Origin of the sequence: Paenibacillus barcinonensis, from assembly GCF_003217495.1 — a bacterium.
Classification (GTDB): Bacteria; Bacillota; Bacilli; order Paenibacillales; family Paenibacillaceae; genus Paenibacillus; species Paenibacillus barcinonensis.
In genome coordinates this window covers 286,579-304,900 of sequence record NZ_QJSW01000001.1, presented here as the reverse complement: position 1 = coordinate 304,900, position 18,322 = coordinate 286,579, and the positions used below count along the sequence as shown (strand labels likewise).

General features: G+C 49.2%; 15 protein-coding genes. 11 read left to right on the top strand and 4 right to left on the bottom strand.

The window, feature by feature from the left end:
- Positions 1-118 precede the first annotated feature (118 nt).
- From DFQ00_RS01340 to DFQ00_RS01325, 4 genes are all read left to right on the top strand, one after another.
- Positions 119-1,054: an alpha/beta hydrolase gene (locus DFQ00_RS01340; protein WP_110893385.1), complete on the top strand. Its 936-nt coding sequence runs from the start codon at positions 119-121 to the stop codon at positions 1,052-1,054.
- 56 nt (positions 1,055-1,110) lie between these two features.
- Entirely contained in the window at positions 1,111-1,512 is a 402-nt protein-coding gene (locus DFQ00_RS01335) for a carbohydrate kinase family protein (RefSeq protein WP_244213654.1), read from the top strand.
- Between the two features lie 50 nt (positions 1,513-1,562).
- On the top strand, positions 1,563-1,823 hold the full coding sequence (locus DFQ00_RS01330) for a hypothetical protein (RefSeq protein WP_208643737.1): 261 nt from the start codon (positions 1,563-1,565) through the stop codon (positions 1,821-1,823).
- Positions 1,824-2,037: 214 nt separating this feature from the next.
- Positions 2,038-2,919, top strand: a complete 882-nt coding sequence (locus DFQ00_RS01325) for a divergent polysaccharide deacetylase family protein (RefSeq protein ID WP_110893383.1) — start codon at positions 2,038-2,040, stop codon at positions 2,917-2,919.
- Here the strand turns inward: DFQ00_RS01325 and DFQ00_RS01320 are convergent.
- A complete protein-coding gene (locus DFQ00_RS01320) occupies positions 2,894-3,649 on the bottom strand; it encodes an N-acetylmuramoyl-L-alanine amidase family protein (RefSeq protein WP_110893382.1) in 756 nt (251 codons plus the stop codon). The two genes, DFQ00_RS01325 and DFQ00_RS01320, sit on opposite strands and share 26 nt — an antisense overlap.
- Positions 3,650-3,839: 190 nt before the next feature.
- Here DFQ00_RS01320 and DFQ00_RS01315 point away from each other — a divergent pair, with 190 nt between their 5' ends.
- The gene (locus tag DFQ00_RS01315) at positions 3,840-4,076 is read left to right on the top strand and encodes a YqzE family protein (RefSeq protein WP_110893381.1); all 237 of its coding nucleotides are present in this window, start codon (positions 3,840-3,842) and stop codon (positions 4,074-4,076) included.
- Between the two features lie 144 nt (positions 4,077-4,220).
- Here DFQ00_RS01315 and DFQ00_RS01310 read toward each other — a convergent pair whose 3' ends face one another.
- From DFQ00_RS01310 to DFQ00_RS01300, 3 genes are all read right to left on the bottom strand, one after another.
- Positions 4,221-5,198, bottom strand: a complete 978-nt coding sequence (locus tag DFQ00_RS01310) for a hypothetical protein (protein WP_110893380.1) — start codon at positions 5,196-5,198, stop codon at positions 4,221-4,223.
- A gap of 128 nt (positions 5,199-5,326) precedes the next feature.
- A complete protein-coding gene (locus DFQ00_RS01305; protein WP_110893379.1) occupies positions 5,327-6,532 on the bottom strand; it encodes a YqhG family protein in 1,206 nt (401 codons plus the stop codon).
- 3 nt (positions 6,533-6,535) lie between these two features.
- Positions 6,536-8,308: a DEAD/DEAH box helicase gene (locus DFQ00_RS01300; protein ID WP_110893377.1), complete on the bottom strand. Its 1,773-nt coding sequence runs from the start codon at positions 8,306-8,308 to the stop codon at positions 6,536-6,538.
- A gap of 345 nt (positions 8,309-8,653) precedes the next feature.
- On the opposite strand from DFQ00_RS01300, the gene DFQ00_RS01295 reads away from it, so the two are divergent.
- The 6 genes from DFQ00_RS01295 (at position 8,654) to DFQ00_RS01270 (ending at position 18,317) form a co-directional block, all read left to right on the top strand.
- The gene (locus DFQ00_RS01295; RefSeq protein ID WP_110893375.1) at positions 8,654-11,422 is read left to right on the top strand and encodes an adenosylcobalamin-dependent ribonucleoside-diphosphate reductase; all 2,769 of its coding nucleotides are present in this window, start codon (positions 8,654-8,656) and stop codon (positions 11,420-11,422) included.
- A gap of 261 nt (positions 11,423-11,683) precedes the next feature.
- Entirely contained in the window at positions 11,684-12,244 is a 561-nt protein-coding gene (locus DFQ00_RS01290) for a flavin reductase family protein (protein ID WP_110893373.1), read from the top strand.
- 473 nt (positions 12,245-12,717) lie between these two features.
- On the top strand, positions 12,718-14,808 hold the full coding sequence (locus tag DFQ00_RS01285) for an acyltransferase family protein (protein WP_110893371.1): 2,091 nt from the start codon (positions 12,718-12,720) through the stop codon (positions 14,806-14,808).
- Between the two features lie 302 nt (positions 14,809-15,110).
- Positions 15,111-16,424, top strand: a complete 1,314-nt coding sequence (locus DFQ00_RS01280; protein WP_110893369.1) for an extracellular solute-binding protein — start codon at positions 15,111-15,113, stop codon at positions 16,422-16,424.
- Positions 16,425-16,544: 120 nt separating this feature from the next.
- Positions 16,545-17,426, top strand: coding sequence for a carbohydrate ABC transporter permease (locus DFQ00_RS01275; RefSeq protein ID WP_110893367.1), 882 nt, complete (start codon positions 16,545-16,547; stop codon positions 17,424-17,426).
- Between the two features lie 36 nt (positions 17,427-17,462).
- The gene (locus tag DFQ00_RS01270; RefSeq protein ID WP_244213670.1) at positions 17,463-18,317 is read left to right on the top strand and encodes a carbohydrate ABC transporter permease; all 855 of its coding nucleotides are present in this window, start codon (positions 17,463-17,465) and stop codon (positions 18,315-18,317) included.
- Positions 18,318-18,322: the final 5 nt, after the last annotated feature.

Here is an 18,322-nt window from a genome sequence, read left to right as displayed (position 1 = left end):
GAATGCTATATAAGTCGAACATTCATTTACAGGTTAACGGAGAGAACAGAATAAACCAGAAAGGTTCAACTTATATTGACCCCAAATGAAGCTTGTCAATACGTCAGGAGGATACAGAATGAATTTCATAAATAGAGTTGCTCCAGAACTGCGAGCGGGTCTGCATGAGCTTGCGGTCTTTCAGCTACCAGAGGACCTGATGAAGGCAAGACTCGATGCGGCACCAGTTGTTCAGGTTTCTGATGATGTGGAGATTGAAAATGTATATATCCGTGGAGTACATGGGGATGAGCTCCAGCTCCGCATATATACCCCCGCACATACAGAGACAGCAGAGAAGCCGGCCCTGTTGTGGATTCATGGCGGTGGAATGATACTCGGAAGACCCGAGGGGGATGACCGGCTCTGTGCAGATTTTGCGATACGTGCGGGCTGCATCGTTGTCTCGCCGAATTATCGGTTGGCACCGGAGCATCCTTATCCTGCGGGACTTGAGGACTGTTATACAACGCTGGAGTGGATATCCAGTGAGGCAGAAGCACGGAAAATAGATCGGAGCCGGATTGCTGTCGGAGGAGCCAGTGCCGGAGGAGGACTGGCTGCTGGGCTTGCTCTTTTGACCCGAGATCGCCAAGGACCGAAGCTATGCTTCCAGATGCCGCTCTACCCGATGCTAGATCATCGGAACGTGACTCCGTCCAGCTATGAGATCACGCATCCTTCGGTATGGAACCGGGCTCATAATGTGGCAGCATGGGAGATGTATCTCGGTCAGGACCTGAAGGTGAATGTACCTGTGTATGCTTCCCCTAACCTTGCTGCGGATCTCGCAGATCTGCCTCCTGCTTACGTTTGCGTAGGTGAGCTGGATCTGTTTAGGGATGAGATTATGGACTATGTTGCTCGTCTGGCCAGAGCGGGTGTGCAGGTTGAGTTTCATCTGTATCCCGGGTGTTATCATGCGTCAGAGCATGTTGTCCCAGAAGCGGAGAGCAGTCAGCGTATTCGAAACGAATATATTGAACGTCTGACTCAAGCCTTGAAGAGTGATTAGTGATAACACCGGCTGATTTTCGAATATACAAAGGAGGATTCGGGGGAGGAATCAGGATGTTTGGGCTGGATGAAAGCATAAAGCTGGAGAGTCGAACCAATGATCTCTTGGCCATCGGGGAACTGCTGGTTGATATGATATCTGATGAATATGGTGATCATGCTGGATCGGATGGATATACCCGCTTTTTCGGAGGAGCGCCCTCCAACATTGCCATTAATGTCAGGCGGCTTGGGATTCGTTCGCGTATCGCTTCAGCTGTCGGTGAGGACGGATTTGGCACCTTTTTGCTGAGCCGCTTGCAGCAAGCGGGTATGGATACTGACAGCATTAAACGAGTGAGTGAAGCAACAAGCATAGTTGTCGTTAGCAAAAGCAAATCTACACCGATCCCCATTTTCTATCGGGCGGCTGATTTTCAACTGACATTGGATGCACCGCTCGCGGAATGGCTTTAATGTACACCAGATTCGGTGCACATATTACAGTGCTTTGAATGAGGATGAAAATGCCTATCTGGCTGCACGAGCTATTCAATTTTTTGTGCCAGGCATCCCATGTGCAACGTCTGATGAAGCTGATCCGTTTCCGCAATACACATCAAGCGTTTCAAGGAGAATTCAGCGTGCTGGAGTCCTCGGATGATCAGGTCTGTCTGCGCTGGCAGCAGGAACATGTTCAATGCAGATTAACCGTTAATCTAGGCACCTATCAATCCATCGTGCACTTCACGGACGACTCGGGTGAGCTTGCCAAATACATTGTTTAATTTATAACAATTCACATTTCTGTCAACGAAATGTCCGTGTGAACCATCTTTGGTTCATTAAGGCAGCAAGGTGCAAGTCCAGCGTAAAGCCTGCTAATGCAGGCTTTTTGGCGTTGTGCTTAGACTTTAGAATGAATTGGGAAAGGGAGCTTACATAGAAGTGTCGATGGAATCAAACAATGAGAACACGAAGTTCAGAAGGAGGCAGCAGGGCATGAAGGAAAAGGATATCAAGCAAAAAAATAGCGGGTACACGTATTCTGTTTCTGTCACGAGGGCATTTCGATGGGTTACTTTGCTCTGTGTAGCAAGTGTAGTCAGTGTAACAGGCGGCGGAGCGGATATTGCTGCCCGACTGAATGACGCTTCAACTTCTCAGCCCAATCGAATGGCGATCATTATTGATGATGTGGGCAATGACATGAAAGGCACCTCAGAAATATTAAATATGCCCGTCAAGCTGACAGTGGCGGTAATGCCTTTTTTGCAAACAACCAAGAAAGATGCAACGGCTGCGCATGAAAAAGGAATGGACGTCATTGTTCATATGCCGATGGAACCGAAGAAGGGGAGACCCGAATGGCTCGGGCCGGGAGCAATTACTTCCAATCTGACAGATGAGCAGGTTCGGGAGCATGTGGAAAAAGCGATTGATGATGTCCCTTATGCCATCGGCATGAATAATCATATGGGTTCCAAAATTACGTCTGACAAACGCATTATGTCCATTGTGCTGGATGTATGCCGGGAGCGTGGCCTGTTCTTTGTGGATAGCCGGACCAATTTTCGTTCCGTTGTCGGGGAACTTGCCACAGCCAAAAACATGCCGCCTGTGGGTAATGATATTTTCCTGGACGATCAGAATACCAAGGCGCATATTCGTAAACAGCTTAATCTCGCTGCCCAGCGTGCGGTTGACAAACAAAGCTGCGTTGTCATCGGGCATGTGGGGCATACAGGCATGAATACCTCTGCCGTGATTCGTGAGTCGATAGCTGCTTTGCAAAATCAGGTTAAGTTTATCGGCATCGGTGATCTGGTGCGCGATGTATGGCACTGGCAGGCGGAGCCTACACTACCGACAGATAATAAATAATGCCGTCTGCAATAGATTGTGCAATTCGTTTCTGCTCTTTCGGATCACTGATTCTGGCTCGATCAGCGGCGTTGCTTAGAAATCCGGTCTCCACAATGACCGCAGGCTGCTTCACATAATTCAGCAAGTAAAAAGGCTTTCCCCATACTACTTCACGATGTGTGCCGCAAGAACGGTTCATCGCATCCTGAATGGATTGCGCAAGCAAATAGCTGCGACCTTCGTTCTGGTGCAGAACAACAGGTCCATGAGTAGCCGCACGCGGGCTCCAGTTCGCATGAATGCTGACAACGATATCGGTGCTTACTTCCTCGCTGAGGCTTTTACGCTGTGCCAGATCTCTTATGTGCCGAGAACGGCTGTTTAACCAGCGGTTCTCATCACTGAGCGCATAATCGCCCAGACGATTAATGATGACCGCATACCCTTTACTGCGGAGCAACAGGTAAATTTTTTGACTGATCGCCAGATTAATGTCTTTTTCCAGAACTCCGGCTTCGGTTGTCCCGCCATCAATACCGCCATGTCCGACATCTAGCAGAATCACTGGTGCTGCAAAAGCATGATGGCTTGAGCGGTAAGCATCTCCGTCCGTGATTGGCATCATCGAGGGCTGGTAGACTGGAGATGGCTTGACCTGAACCGACAGTGAAGCGAAGCATAGTTCTGTGCCGGCAAAAGAATGAAAACTGATCAGCAGGGCCGCTGTTGCGACCAGCAGCTTATACATGGACACACACTCTCCTTCATGAATTAGGGATCTGTAGCAGATCCGGGACGTTGTGGATAGCTTTGGCATTAGACTGTGCATTCTGATGTATTTCATACGCGGCTGTTCAAAAAAATGTTTAGGCTGACCACGTCCTGCGCACAATAGAGGTAACGTCCCTTCATGAATAGTGCGTAAAGGAGGCTGCGATATGGCTAAAAGTGATGAGCTTGTTAAATACATTACACAGCGTGTTGTAAATTATATGGATACGCCTAAGGATGAGCGGAAGGAACGAAAAGCGCAGAGCAGAAGGAAAGAACCATGGGCGATGAAGTGGTTTGGCATGATTCCGTTTGCGTTCTCCCTGTGGGTTGGTCAAAAGGAAAGCAGCATGAAATTAAAGCATCGTAAGCACCGCTCGGCGAAAAAAAGAGAACACACATGACGGATGGTTATCGAAAGGGTTGTAATAAATCTGTCGTGCACATAAAGAAGACGCGCTCCTTGTGAACAGGAATGCGTCTTCTTTGAGATGAGTTATGATGGCATAGTGAGTACTTTATACTTTGAATAATCTATAGGTTGGTTGCTAGGGGTTCAGGATATAAAAGTGTCCATCATTCCACAGTGTGTGTAAAGATACAAATCGTTGCACCGAGTATATGCCGCCTAAGGCCACGTAAAGAACGGAATCAGACTCCTCAGGGTCCATAGCATTTATATCCCCAGTGTGCCAGAGCTGATGCCCGCTTACCGGCAGCGGACCACCGTAAAATAGATTGCGCTCCCCTGCTGAGAAGACCAGCGCCTCGCGTTGATTATACTGAAGCCATCTCTGAATGTGAGCAGGCTGGAGCGGTTCAGATGTAAGCCACGCCAGCTGTATGGAAGGATCAAACGCGGGGTGCTTGTGCACCGTGCTTGTTCTTCCCGGCTTCACAGTGGACATGACCTGCGGCTTGAGCAACTCGGCAAGCCCCCCTGATTGGACATGTGCATCACGCTCCAGGCGCTGTAACGTATTGGCAGGTAACAAATCACCATTGGCTGCATCCAGATACAAGGCTTCCTGATTGGGTCGTTCCAGTTTCCAGTATGCGAGCAGGGGAGGAGCATAACGCGCTGTAATTTCCCCGCCGGCAGCGAGCACCGTTGTCTGCTTCAGATGAAGTCGCTCCAAGGCTTGTCCCAGCAGCTCGTTATCATACAGAGCTTGTTCGCCCTGACCATACTCGGTAAGGGTAAGCTGCCCGTCGCTTGTCACCGAAATAATCATATACCCGATACGTTTGTTTTGAATGCTCGCTTGAACATACCAGCCATGCGTACCTGGCCCCAGTGGATAATAATCCAGCCGGGCAGCAAGCCAGTCTATATTGGACGTGCCGAGTGCTTGTGCTTGCTGTTCTGCATATTGCTCTACGGCAGCGGGTGCCAGATTGCTTGTTGGTGCAGCTGCATAGGCCGTCGGCCAGAACGAGAAGGCGGCAAAGCCGAGCATCACGCTCAGGAAGACATATATACATTTTTGAATCCGGCTCTGCTTTAGTGCGACATCACTTTTCACATCAACACCTTCTTCCTGATTTTTATTGTAGAGGACTCTGATTGCAAAGGATGCTGCAACCTGTCGGTCAGGCAGTCAGGAATAAACACTACTTTTGCCAGCATTTGCAGGAAAAGTAGTGTACTCGTCTATCTTAAATGAAACATGCCGCTACTAATTGCAGTAACCTTCACCTTTGGCTCATATTGCCAGATCATCTCGGTTCGCCGTGTCTCATACTGCCGTTGCATCGCCTCACGATCCATAACCGCCTGTTTTGCTTTTTCCTGCTCCGGGTCAACCTGCTCTTCCGTAGCAACCCCGGCAGGTTCAGCAGCAAGCTCTGCATCATTGGTGACTGGCTCCAGCATGCCACGAACCCGATTGTTGACCGTATGAGCCGGTGGTGTCTCAGTTGAAGGAATAACCCGGATATTGGTGGTATCACGGGCAGTTAACCGGCTCGTAGCGCTCTGTTCAGGAGCTTTTTCATCAGGTTCCGCAGCTACGGGCACATCTTCCCGCAGCACCGCTTCATAATAGGCATCGACTACATCCAGCTCCAGCTGCAATCGTTCCTGAGCTTTTTCAGCCCAGCTGTAATCCAGCTTGCTTAACTGACGGGTCAGATGTAATTCGAGGGCAGCACCTGCATCGGCCAGAGAAATTTTGGGTGCCTGGGCATGCATGTTCTCAGCCAGTCTTGGACTAAGGTCTCGCCGATTCAGCTTGCTGCCGAAGTTTTCTATGATCTCACCTGAACGAAGGGAAATGCCAAGAAAGTGCAGCTCCTCCCGTTTCAGGTCACAGGCAAATTCGATTTTGAAGCAAACTCCCAGCCATGGCTCATATACAGCGGGAGCGGTTGCACGAATCTGTCGTTTGGCAGCCTGTTCAAACAGATTGACAAAAGCTCCGCCATCACGGGCCGCTGCAAAAATCTGCTGTAATCTGCGGCTGCCATATACGACGTCCTCTCGCAGAATACGAGGACCAAGCTGCGGCATGGAGGGTGTAATGCCAAAATATTTTCCGAGAATGGTATCTTTGGGTGCGTTTGAGCCCGTTTCATTTGCAGCCGAAGCAGGTTGTGCTGCCTTTACCTTTGCTTCCGCCACTTCCATCATCTGCTGATAAGCCTCAGGGTCAAACACAAAGGTAAAGGACATCGTCTCCGGCTCCACACCAACACGTTCAACAAACCCCCAGTAATAGGGGCGGTTGGTCAATGCTTTATCCGCTTCAGGCGACAGCTTAACCGTCACATGGGCAGGTGATCTTTCAAGTATTTGACAATCGAGCGCTTCAAGGTAAGTCAGAACATAAGCCTGTATTTCATGCGGTGACATGGTCATGAATCAGCGTCCTCCTTTGTGAAGATCGAGTTGGGTGATCAGAGGTATCTTATCTGCAACGTTATCTGCAACGTCGCGCTGAATGGAATGCAGCGACTGCCCGAGCGAGTCCATTTTGCGGCGAATATCATCTTCGTTCTCGGATTCCAGCATAATTTTGTATAGACTTTTTTCAATGGATTCATTTTTCTCCAGTCGCTCCAGAATAACGTCCAGACCGCCAATGACCATCTCGAACATATTGATCTTCTCATGCAGCAGATGCAGAATGTGCTCCTCAATCGTGCCTTTGGTGGACAGGTTGAAAATATTCACGTCGTTCTGCTGGCCAAGCCGGTGAACCCGGCCAATCCGTTGCTCTACCCGCATCGGGTTCCAAGGCAGGTCAAAGTTGATCATATGATGACAGAATTGCAGATTGATGCCCTCACCACCCGCTTCTGTTGCAATCATCGCCTGCACACGTCCACGGAAGAGATCCATCATCCAGTCTTTTTTCCCCCGGTTCATGCCACCCCGATAAGGAACGGCTGTAAGCCCGTTATTGCGAAAATAATTCAGCAAATATTCCTGTGTAGCCCGATATTCGGTGAAAACAATGACCTTTTCATTCATATCGCGAATCAGTTCCATCGTTTTCTCCGCTTTTGTATTTTCCTTAATCGCCTTGATATGTGCCACGAGCTCCCAGATTTTGTCCCGCAGCGGGGAGTCGAGAGGCAGCTTCTTTGACAGATTAACAAGGGTTACAAACACCGCATCCCGGCTGCTGCATACTTCTCTCTGTAAAGTGACGAGGGAGAGCATGCTGCTGAGATTGCCGCCGGCCTCCTGATACTGGTCTTTGACAAAGGAGGTGACTCCTTCGTAAAGTGCCTGCTCCTCAGGGGAGAGATGAAGATCGACGTTGGAAACGTTCCGTTTGGTGAATTGCACCGGGCCTTCGCCACGTCTATTGCGGATCATCACTTTGGACAGCTCATCCTTGAGCTGCTCCTGATTTTTGGGAACACGTTTATCCACCACAAAGTTGGCGGCAAAATCCCCTTGACGCCCAAGCTGACCAGGCTTCAGCAGGTTGATCAGGTTGAATAGCTCGCTCATGTCGTTCTGCACAGGTGTAGCGGTGAGCAGCAGGCAGTATTTTTTGCGCAATTGCAGCATGAATTGATAATTGGTCGTTTTTTTGTTTTTGAGTTTATGCGCTTCATCAATGATGATCATGTCATAGTCCATACCTAATAGCATGTCTTTGTGCGGGTCCCGTTTGGCGGTATCCATCGAAGCTACGACGACATCATTTTGCCAGGAGTACGCTTTTTTCTGGGCAACGGCAGGAATGCCAAATTTGGAATTGAGCTCACGCACCCATTGCAGCACAAGGGATGCAGGCACGAGAATCAACACTTTGGAGACAAGACCACGGACCATATACTCTTTCAAAATAAGGCCAGCTTCTATCGTTTTGCCCAGACCCACCTCGTCAGCAAGAATGGCCCGGCCCGACATTTCAAATAATACTTTGCGTGCCGTATCCATCTGGTGAGGCAACGGGGTTAAACCTTGCAGATGCTTCAGACATTGAATTTCGTCAAAGTTCGGGATTAGATTGGTTTCCTCAGCCTGAATGCCCAGTTGAAAGAGGCGATAGTCTCCCCACGGGCCCCCCTTATCCAAACGCGATTCGAGCTGGTTCAGCCAGCTGCGATCAAACTCCAGCGGAACGGGTATTTCGACTTCAGGCTGTATCGTATGTTGCGGATGTTTCCGGTTCATGCTGCGTCCTCCCCTGTCATGCTAAATAGATGACGTTTTATTCGTAGGTAATAGTATGGACGAAGGAGAGGCAGTTCATAACCTGAAGTGCAATTCTGTCATGCTGCCGATGGGATTCTCAGAAAATTCATCATTTGCGCGAGAGTGCGTATAAGAGGGTTAGAAGAGAACTTGACATAGTCCGGGCAGCTTATATGGTAAGTCTATGACGGAAATCACATAGAAAATCAATATATTGTGTAATATAATAGGTTTATATCACTATATGTAGTGTTGATGCATATTTTATTCGCAGGTGTGAAGTGAATCAGAGGATTAGTCTATTCAGGGAGGATGATTGTAGCGATGACATCCAACAATACACAACCGAATCAACCAGAATATAGTCAGGACCACAAGCATAAGCACAAGCTGGAGGGGCTCAGCGAGAAAATCTTTCTGGATCGTTACGCGTGGAAGGATGCGGATTCGTCGCATGCAAAAGTTGGAGATATTGTGCTTGTTCTGACCAAGGACGATCCCAAGTTCCCGATGAAGGAAGTCGGAGAGATTGTAGAGCGGCAGGGACAGCAGGTTAAAGTGCGTACACGAAGCGATGCAGTCATTGAGACGGATGTGGAGAAGCTGACATTGACCATCGAGAAAACACCAGAAGAGATGTGGGACCGACTGGCCAAAGCCGTTGCCTCTGTTGAAACAACACCGGAGCAGCGCGCCATCTGGGAAAGCCGATTCCGCTCGGTGCTGGAGGACTGGAAGCTGGTTCCGGGTGGACGTATCGCGGCCGGGGCAGGGGCGAGCGAAGAACTGACGCTGTTTAACTGTTATGTCATTCCTTCTCCGCAGGACAGTCGGGGCGGCATCATGAAGACGCTGACGGAAATGACCGAAATTATGGCTCGCGGCGGTGGCGTGGGCATCAACCTGTCTTCGCTTCGTCCACGGCGGGCTGTCGTAAAAGGGGTGAATGGTTCATCGAGCGGCTCGGTATCCTGGGGTGGCCTGTTCAGCTATACGACTGGACTCATCGAACAAGGCGGCAGTCGTCGCGGTGCGCTGATGCTGATGATGAATGACTGGCACCCGGACGTGCTCGATTTTATTACGGTCAAACAAACGATGGGTCAGGTAACCAATGCGAATCTGTCAGTTTGCGTAAGCAACGCATTTATGGAAGCCGTCAAGCAGGACGGTGACTGGGAGCTAGTTTTCCCCGATACCGGTGAATCGGAGTACGATAAAGTTTGGGATGGCGATCTGAGCAAATGGAAGGAAGCAGGTCACAAGGTCATCTCTTATCGGACTATAAAGGCACGTGAAATATGGCAAACCATCATTGAATCTGCCTGGAAATCAGCGGAGCCTGGCGTTGTATTTATGGAGTATTACAACCAGATGTCCAACAGCTGGTATTTTAATCCGATTATTTGTACAAATCCGTGTGGGGAACAAGGCCTTCCAGGCTGGGGAGTGTGTAATCTGTCAGCGATCAACCTCTCCAAATTCTATGATGAAGTGAATCATGATGTGGCGTGGGAGGAACTCGCGGAAACGACGCGCATCTCGGCCCGATTTTTGGACAATGTGATTGATGCGACACCATATCATTTTGCAGAAAACCGAATCAATCAGCAGCTCGAACGCCGGGTGGGGCTGGGCACAATGGGGCTGGCGGAGCTGATGATCAAGCTGCGTATCCGTTATGGCAGCCCGGAATCACTTGAATTTCTGAATCAATTGTATGGCTTCATGGCAAAGGAGGCCTATCTGGCTTCGGCGGACATGGCTGCGGAGAAAGGGGCATTTCCGGCGTTTGAGGTAGAACCATACTTGCAGAGCGGATTTATGAAACAGATGACGGAGGTGTACCCGGAGGTTGAAGAGGCGATCCGTGAAAAAGGGATTCGTAACGTGACGCTGATTACACAGGCACCCACGGGCAGCACGGGAACGATGGTGGGCACATCGACAGGCATTGAGCCGTATTTTGCCTTTAAATATTTTCGTCAGAGCCGTCTCGGGTATGATGAGCAGTTTGTGCCGATTGCCCAGAACTGGCTGGAGCAGCATCCCGGTGAACCGCTGCCTGATTATTACGTGACGGCGATGGATCTCTCGGCTGAAAATCATATTCGCGTACAGGCGGCCATCCAGAAATGGGTGGACAGCTCGATCTCGAAAACGGCGAATTGCCCGGCTGATTTTACGGTACAGGATACCGCAGAGCTGTATGAGCTTGCCTTTGAACTCGGCTGTAAAGGGGTAACCATCTACCGGGATGGCAGCAGAGACGTGCAGGTGCTCTCCACGTCGAAGAAAGAAGAGCATGCCGCTTCGGATCAACATGCGGAAGTTGATCCGAAGAAACAAGCAGTGCAGGGGGATGAGTCGGCAGGTCAGATCGGTTCTGAGAACGGAAGGTTGAACACCAGCTTAGATGAACCGAGCGTAGCTTCCAGTCCGGAGGCTGGGGAGCGGATTAATCGTTTGCTCGCGCCACAGGAGAATCCGGTCCAAAGTGTAGTGGATAAACAGTACAAACGCCGTCCGCAGGTGCTGCGCGGTGCAACGTACAAGATCAATACGCCGTTTGGCATGGCATACATTACGATTAATGATCTGGAGGGAACGCCGGGAGAAATTTTTCTTAACGTAGGCAAGGCAGGCTCGGATGTGTTTGCTATGGCAGAAGCGTTGGGCCGTGTATGCTCACTGTTCCTGCGGTATGGCGACCACGGTCACAAGGTGGAGCTGTTGATTAAACATTTGAAGGGAATTGGTGGTTCAGGGGCGATTGGCTTCGGTGCCAATCGGGTGGAGTCGATTGCAGATGCAGTCGCCAAAGCGCTGGAAAGCCATGTGCAAATGCATGAGGTGCAGGACAAGGCAGACATCATGGAAGCACAGCATGACAAGAAGGGTGAAGCGAAAGAGGTCCTGTCCGAATGGTCCAACATACAGGAACCGATCCCACAACGGCATGAAACAGGAAGTGAGGAGCAAAAGACATTTGTGCAATCCATCGACCTGTGTCCCTCATGCGGCTCGGCATCTCTGATCAATATTGAGGGCTGCAAAACGTGCAGTAATTGCGGTTATAGCAAGTGCAATTAATTGTTTTCACAAAAGCTATACGGCGTGTCAGGGCGGCGGCATGGTTGTCATGCTGCCGTATTTCTTTATATTTTCCAAGGCGCGTTATGAAGAAGCTACTGTTTAAGCCGTTCCATGCTGATAACGATCTTAGAGCGAAATCATCAATCAGCAACAGAGAGGAAAATCGACGCAAAATGTTTTAAAATAATTCTTTTCAAGCCGCTTTAAATTCCATTATAATGAAAATAAGGATGAAATAAACTGGAAAGAGGGGGCATAATGCATAAACCGATTGATGAGCCGATGTTTTATTCTTATCCCGGCATGGTTGCTGTAGTTACCTCGCGTGATGGAGATAGACAAAATGTAATGGCCTCTGGGTGGCATACGTATATCGGGTCCTCTCCAGGTGTATACGGCATTTCGCTTCGGAAAGAAACGTATTCATATCAATTAATCGAGCGGAGTGGTGTATTCGGTGTCCATTTTTTGCCTGCCCAACGTTCAGAATGGATTCAGGCAGCGGGAACTTTTAGCGGTAAGGATACGGACAAATTCTCCAGGTTTGGTATTACGTACAGCAATGGGTTGAAGGTGAATGTGCCTGTTCTGGACGATGCTTACTTTGCTTATGAATGTAAGGTGATTAATATTACCACCTATGGTGATCATGAGTGGATTGCAGGTGAAGTGATGCAGCGGTATCGGGACGATTATTATTTTTTGGAGAATGGCATGGTAGATTTGGAAAAGCTCCAGATTCCGATGTACACGGGACGTTCCAGTTATCGTATTCTGGATGCAGATGCTGCGGAAAAAGTTCATCCGTTCCACCTCTAGAGTCCTAGGCAAGAAGATGCAATTCGAAGCAAAACTTTCAATCCGGTTGCAGATCGGTTTATAATGGATAGTGGCTGCTGAGCAAGTCGGCAGCTTTTTTCTATTTTAGAGGCAAGGTAATTTTGCCCAGAAGATAAAAAGGGCTATATTAAACGATCATTTTGCAGTATGATTTTACAGCTGGTTATACTGGCAGGAAAGGTTACATGAAATCAACTCGATTGTAACTATTCTTGTAACGTGTTCGAGCTGATTTCGGGCGTATAATACTAATCGTAATCGTGATCTCACGATAAAATAGATATCAGATGTACCATGTATACAACTAAATCTATAGGCAAAACGTCTTCTTTATGTTGTAAATGAAAGATGGAAGGTGCAATACGTATGTTAATAACAACCAGAACGACCGAAGGTTCCAAAATGCCCCGATCACCGTGGATGTGGATTGGCAGTTACAAGGAGGGGCGCGCATGTCACAAGCAGTGAAAAAAAAGAGGCATATGAACGGTCTGGATGGCCTGCGGGCTATCGCGGTACTTGGCGTAATCGCGTATCATCTCAATTTGGATTTTATTCCGGGCGGCTTGCTCGGTGTTGGTATATTTTTTGTTCTGTCCGGTTACCTGATCACGGATATTCTCTTATCTCAGTGGCGGGAGCATGGGCGCATCTCGCTCGTGGATTTCTGGTTCAGGCGGTTCAGGCGCCTGCTGCCAGGAATGCTGACAATGACAGCGGCAGTCATGCTCTGGCTGGCATGCACGGACCCGTCCCGGCTTGCCTCATTGCGAGGGGATATTCTATCCGGGATGATGTACATAAGTAATTGGTGGTATATTTTTCACCACGTTTCCTATTTCGAAAGCTTCGGGCCACCATCACCTTTTGGACATTTCTGGTCGCTCGCTGTAGAGGAGCAGTTTTATCTGGTCTGGCCACTGCTACTGATCGCTGCCATTATGTTGTTCAAAAGAAAAGGATGGCTGGTCGTGTTCATCGTTGTTGCAGCGGAATTGTCTGCCGGTGCAATGGTGATTATGTATAACCCTGATCTGGACCCCAGCCGAGTATACTATGGAACAGATACCCGTGCATTTGCTCTGCTGGCCGGGGCTGCATTAGCTGTAGTCTGGCCGAGTCGCAAGCTCTCCGATGCGCTACCTGCGATGAACCGGATGGCATTGGATGCTGCGGGCCTGGGTGCTCTTGCCGTGTTGATCTATATGATGCTGAACACCAGTGAGTATGATTCATTCCTGTATCAAGGGGGCATGGTGCTGCAGGCTGTTGCCGCGACTGTCCTTGTCGCCGTGCTTGCTCATCCCTCATCTTTATTGGCTCGCATCATTGGTGCCAAGCCACTTCGCTGGATTGGTGAACGTTCCTATGGAATGTATCTGTGGCACTATCCGGTTATCGTATTAACGAGTCCGGTTGTAGATACGGGGGGTTCACATCCTGTGCGTATGGTGCTTCAGGTGATAGCAACGGTAATACTCGCGTCCATGTCATTAAAATATATTGAAAACCCGATACGGTATAATGGCTTCCGTGACTCCTTGTCCAGGTTGTGGGGAAGAAGCCGGACGTCCCTCGTTCCCCGTCATGTGTGGTGGAAACGTACAGGGCTGTTAATGACACTTCTGTTGTTGTGTTACAGTGTGTCTCAGATGGTGCTGCCTGTTGCAGCCAATTCCGATTCTCATGCAGTGTCGATGTCTACGGTGTTAAACGGAGAGAAGTCTGCAGAAGAAAAGGGTCAGAACGTTCTTCCGGCTGGAACGAAATCGGCAGGTTCTGATAAAACGAATCAGGATGTTCAAGCAGGTTCGGAATCAGGTGGCAAAGGCAAACCGGAAGAGAATAACAAGCCGGAAGCCGGGGATGCAGCAGGTTCCAGACCCTCGAAGACAAACGATTCCTCTAGCGGAATTGAAGGTCAGAAGAATGAAGCATCAGACAACAAACCTGATTCAAGTTCTTCTGTGGCGGATAACGGGCAAGCAGATCAATCCGGGTCCGAGCCTGCGAACGGGAATAAGGACAAAGCGGATTCTGTCAAAGCGGCTATACCATCCAAGCCTGTCGTACAGGATGGCACCATTAATTATACCATTATTGGAGACTCGGTCATTCTGGATGCCAAGCCGTATCTGGAGCAGAGTATCGGCGGTGTCTATGTGGATGGTCATATCGGTCGCCAGATGTGGCAGGCCGGAGACGTGCTCCAGGATATGAAGCGAAACAAACGGCTGGGCAGTCAGGTGGTGCTTGAGCTTGGAACGAACGGTTCATTTAATTCCAAAAGTTTGAAGGCCGTGCTGGACGGCTTGAAGGATGAAAGCCATGTGTACCTTGTGACAGTTCGTGTTCCGCGTCCTTGGGAGCGGACGGTTAACAAGGCTCTGGAGGAAGCAGCCTCGGACTACAGCAATGTTTCGCTTATTGACTGGTATGGGGCAAGTGAGGGTCATGATGAATATTTTGAGAAAGACGGTGTGCATCTGACCGTCACAGGTTCTGAAGCTTTTGCAGCATTGGTGAAGAACAGTATTCAATAATTCATGCGTTTATCAAAACGAAAACGGATTACCGTTTCTCTCAACTGATTTCGAACTTATTTATTTTTTATCTTATACGGATGTGGATGGGATGTATGTCCATCCACCATTTATAGAAGAGCTCTCCGAGAGTGATATCATTAAAGGTACAATGATGATATCGCTTGTGGGGGGGGCTTTTTTTTTGTTAGAAAAGAGCATCCGATATAATTCACCCCTGCATCCGCGTATTGTCTCCTTACGGTATGATAGCGTTACCATTTACAATAACAGATATCCAATGCTCAAGGGGGAGTATAAAGATGTTGAAAAGATGGCTTTCAGGCATGCTGGCAGTGACCCTGTTCACGATCGTTCTGGCAGGGTGCACCAATAATGATTCGTCCGAAGCAGGCGGCGGGGGGGACAAGGTCGCTGTGACGATCTGGCACAACTGGACTGGACAGGATGCCAAGGCGGTAGCCATGCGTCAGATCATTGAGGATTTCCGTGCGGCACACCCGGACATTGAAGTGGTGGATGAAGGACTGCCAACGGATGGACTGAAGACAAGGCTGCGCACAGTCGCGGCAGCGAATGAGATGCCCGATCTGTTTGTAATGTGGCCGGATGCGATGACCAAGGAGTTTGTGAAGGGAGATCTGCTGCAGCCGATTAACGCAGAGCTTGATGCGAAGCCGGAATGGAAAAACAACTTTATTCCGAGTGCGCTGGATGGATATACGGTGGACGGCAACATTTATTCGGTACCGATGAATCTGGCGCCAAGCTCTTTTATTTATTACAATGAGGCACTGTTCAAGGAGCATAACGTCAAGGTGCCTGAAACGTGGGCTGAGCTGGAGAAAGCGATTGCTGCCTTCAATGACAAGGGCATTATTCCGATGGCGCTGGGTAACAAAACAAATTGGGTTGCGCAATCTACGATTTTTAGTACACTGGCGGACCGGGTAACGGGTACGGACTGGTTTCTGAAGGCGGTAGCCCAGGATGGGGCAAGCTTTACAGACCCTGTGTTTTTGGATGCGCTGAATCGAATGCAGGAGCTTGGCAACATGAAGGCTTTTCAGGACGGATTTAACAGTATTGATGAAACACAGATGATGCAGCTCTATTTTCAAGGGAAAACAGCGATGGTCATGAATGGCGGCTGGGCGCTGGCTAACCTGGTCAACAATGCTCCCGAAAACGTATTGAACAACACACATATTACGATTCTGCCTCCGGTGAAGGGCGGTCAAGGTGAAGCAAGAACAACGTCAGGTGTGGTCGGAACGGGGCTGGGTGTTAGCAAAAAATTAAGTGGTGCTCAAAAAGAAGCTGCCATGCAGCTGTTCTATGCACTCGCTGGCCCGGAGGGTCAGAAAGCTACGCTGGACAGCAGCACACTCGTGAGCTACAAGATTGAACTGGATAAAACGAAGGCACATCCACTGTTTGTCGAGCTGTACGATCTCATGCAGGAAGTGAAAATTACGCCGGTATACGATTCGAAGCTGGGCTCGGCTACCGTTGAGGTCATTAATAACGGCCTGCAGGAGCTGCTGATGGGCGGCAAAGCGGAGGATATAGCGGGCCGAATCCAGGCGGCTCAAGCAAATGCGGTGAGTCAATAGGCCTCAGAACATACGTACTGACTGCAGCTGTGGGTAAGTGAATGAGCGAAGGTAATCACAAGGGATTTCCCCTTCCCGGGAGGGGAGGGGTTTTTAGATTAGCGAGGGGAAGTGAACCGATTGAACGCACTGCGAAGCCGACGTTTCATTATGCTGGGCTTGGCCCCGGCAGTGATCATCTATGCATTGTTTGTGTTTGTTCCGGTTGTGTGGTCGGCGTATTATGGATTTTTCAACTGGTCGGGCATTGGAGCAGCTTCGTATATTGGTCTGAGCAACTATGTAGAAATATGGAATGATACGATCTTCTGGCGAGCCTTGAAAAATAACGTCATTTTTGTACTGGCTTCAGTGTTCGGCCAGATTCCATTAGCTTTGATGCTGGCAGTGATGCTGCACAAGAGCAATCCGCTACAGCGATTTTTACGTTCTGCTGTATTTCTGCCGATGGTTCTGTCCACGGTGGTCATCGGCATGATCTGGCAGTACATTTATCATCCGCAGATCGGCATTCTGAACTTTCTGCTGGATGCGCTCGGGCTGGAGAGCTGGAAGCTGCAGTGGTTATCCGATGCAAAGCTTGCGATCTTCTCACTTGTGCCGCCGCTGCTCTGGAGCTTTGTCGGGCTGTACCTGATTATTTTCATCTCAGCGCTCCAGAACATTCCGGGAGAAATTCATGACGCTGCCAAAATAGACGGTGCATCCGGGGGACGCAAGCTTGTATCCATCTCGCTGCCGATGATTTGGGGTACGGTTCAGGTGGCTATTATTTTGTGTATTTCGGGTAGTCTGAAGTCCTTTGATCTGGTCTACATTATGACAAAAGGCGGGCCGGCTCACGCAACGGAGCTGCTTGCTACGTATATGTATAACTCGACGTTTGCGACGTATCGCTACGGCTTCGGCAGTGCCATCTCAACCACCATCGTGTTGATTTCCTTGCTTCTTATTGGAACAAGTCAGTGGGTAACCAGCCGTGGACGCAAAGAAAAGGGATAGGGAGGAGGAGCACTCATGCGAGTTTCACCTGTGTCGATGCAAACATCGAGAGGTCCAGCAGGGCATTCAATTCGCCGGATGCGCAGCGGAATCGTTTGGACGCTGCTTACGGTATATGGTATTTTAACATTGTATCCGTTTTATTGGCTTGTGCTTAGTGCGTTCAAAACAAACGAGGATTTTTACAGCAGGCCTTTTGGTCTGCCAGCTAACTGGCATGCAGCCAATTTCGTGAACGCCTGGGAGAGCTCGAAGCTGGGAACTGCTTTTGGCAATTCAATGATTGTGTCTACGGGGTCACTGGTGCTAACACTGTTTATCGCGGCACTGGCCTCCTTTATTCTGGCCCGATTCCAGTTTCGCTGGAAAGGCCTTGTGATGACATTTTTTGTAGTGGGAATGCTTATTCCGATTCATAGCACACTCGTGCCATTATTTATCTTGATGAAACAGATGTCTCTTTTGAACACCTACTGGGCTTTAATTCTGCCGTATACTGCTTTTGCACTGCCTACAGCGATCTTTGTGCTTACTGCGTATCTGATTAGCATTCCGCGTGACATTGAAGAGGCGGCGTTCATGGATGGCACGGGATTGTGGGGGCTTTTTACACGAATCATGCTCCCGATGTCTCTGCCTGCGCTCTCAACCGTGACGATTTTGAGCTTTCTGCATGCGTGGAATGACTTTTCTTTTGCGCTGGTGTTTATTAATAAAACCGGATTGAAAACGTTACCGCTTGCCATTGCGAACTTTGCAGATGGATATCAGACCGACTATGGTTTAACCCTTGCTGCGATGACCTTGTCCGTTATTCCTACCATTATTGTATATCTGATCTTTCAGGAACAGGTGATGAAGGGCATGACAGCGGGTGCAGTCAAGGGGTAAATGAG